The organism is bacterium, assembly GCA_040757115.1.
Taxonomy (GTDB): Bacteria; UBA9089; CG2-30-40-21; order CG2-30-40-21; family SBAY01; genus JBFLXS01.
Genome location: JBFLYA010000417.1, coordinates 1 through 1631, shown reverse-complemented (window position 1 = coordinate 1631; position 1631 = coordinate 1). Strand labels below are relative to the sequence as shown.

Here is a 1631-nt window from a genome sequence, read left to right as displayed (position 1 = left end):
ATTAAAGATTTGGGATTAGCGATTTAACGAATCTGATTTTATCTACTTGGTCACTTCTCACAGCGGTTAAGGCGACAGAAAGTACAGTGATATGAGCTATAGTGCAGATATTGGCAGTAGCATTAAGTCCTTTGACAGTTGGTTCCTGCATAGAAATTGCTAATAGACGGGAGAAGATTCTTTCAGCACCTGTTCTTAGATTATATATCTTTTTGAACTCTTCGCTGCCATAATCAATAGTTCTGCGAATAGATTCATCGACATCTACTCTGAGATAGGTTATACATCCATTCCCATTTATGAACTTTGGATGCCACCAAGGACAATAGGGTTGCTCTTTAGCAAATTTCTTGGAACCTTTGATTGGACAGACAAACTTATGGCGTATCCGATTCTGTTTCTTATCTTTGAACTTACCCCTGGAGAGCATATGGAAACCAGCGATACATATGGGGATGCCTTTTAAGGAAAGAGTAATATCTGTTCTATTAGATGCCCTTGGATTTTTAGCAATGACTGGTTTAGCTTTAAGCTCTTTGACAATGAATTCAATAATAGTGGCTGAGTCTAAAAGGGAGTCAGCAGCTACGGCATTAATTGGAAAATGAAATATCTCTTGTAGCCTTCTACACTGAGGGATGAAGAGAGAGACCTCAGAGACATTGGCTGGTTTTGTTATTTCAGCTACGGGTAATTCGGAGATGGCATCCGAGATGACGTGATTACGATATCCCCAAAAATATTCGATCTTCTTTTTGCTTGGGGTGGGGAAGGTAACAATAACTCCCAGTCGGGAGTCTTTATCACCCTTTGGGTATTTGGTCTTATCAAAACGATCTTTAATCACTGTCTTGGGGTTATTCTCTTTGACATTTGCCTTAATGGGACAAGAATCAGTAACCAGATATTTTCCCGATATCTCTTCTAATTCTACCAATTGGAAGACAAGGTTACTTCTTATTTCTTGAAATAAGTAGTTGGGCGTATCCCTAAGGAAGGCAGAGAATCTCTCTACATTAGGAAGATTGGACCAGAGATCAAAACCACAGCGCTCAGCGATAAGAGGATTTTCTTTAAGTTCAATGACAAGCTCTGTTAGGGAAGGGAAGCAGCGAATATTTTTGTATATAAGCGCCCTTAATAGAGATGGGCGTGAAAGGGGTGGACGTCCTACAATAGAGACAGAATCTCTAATTGGTTGTGTATTGAGCTGAGAAAACAGAGATGTATATCTTTGAAGTCTATCTTGTGTTAATTCTTCAGGTGGTATGAGCCATGATTGAAAAGCCATAGAGAATACCTCCTCAATTTTGTGAAAGGTGATGTTTTTCGGTTCTCAATCATAGCACATTCTAAGGGGAGGAGGCAAAATTTTATAATTCTTAAGGCAATAGAAATGAAATAAGAAGATAATTCTAGAGAATTAAAAAGTAGTGGATTTCACGAAATTCAAAGGTTTAAAAAATTGCCCTCCACCCCTATTTAAAACGGGCAAAAATCAAGAAAAAGTAGCGAACTTGGGCTTGCAACTCTCTTAAAATTAAGGAGTTATATAACAGGAGGGCAACAAGCAAGAAGGTGTGCTTGTAACTTCGTGTAAATCAAGAGGTTGTGAATTTCGTGAAAGCCAC

At 38.7% G+C, this 1631-nt stretch carries 1 protein-coding gene; it reads right to left on the bottom strand.

The genetic code is table 11. The features are described from left to right. Position 1 precedes the first annotated feature (1 nt). Entirely contained in the window at positions 2-1291 is a 1290-nt protein-coding gene (locus AB1422_19285; GenBank protein ID MEW6621445.1) for a transposase, read from the bottom strand. Positions 1292-1631 lie beyond the last annotated feature (340 nt).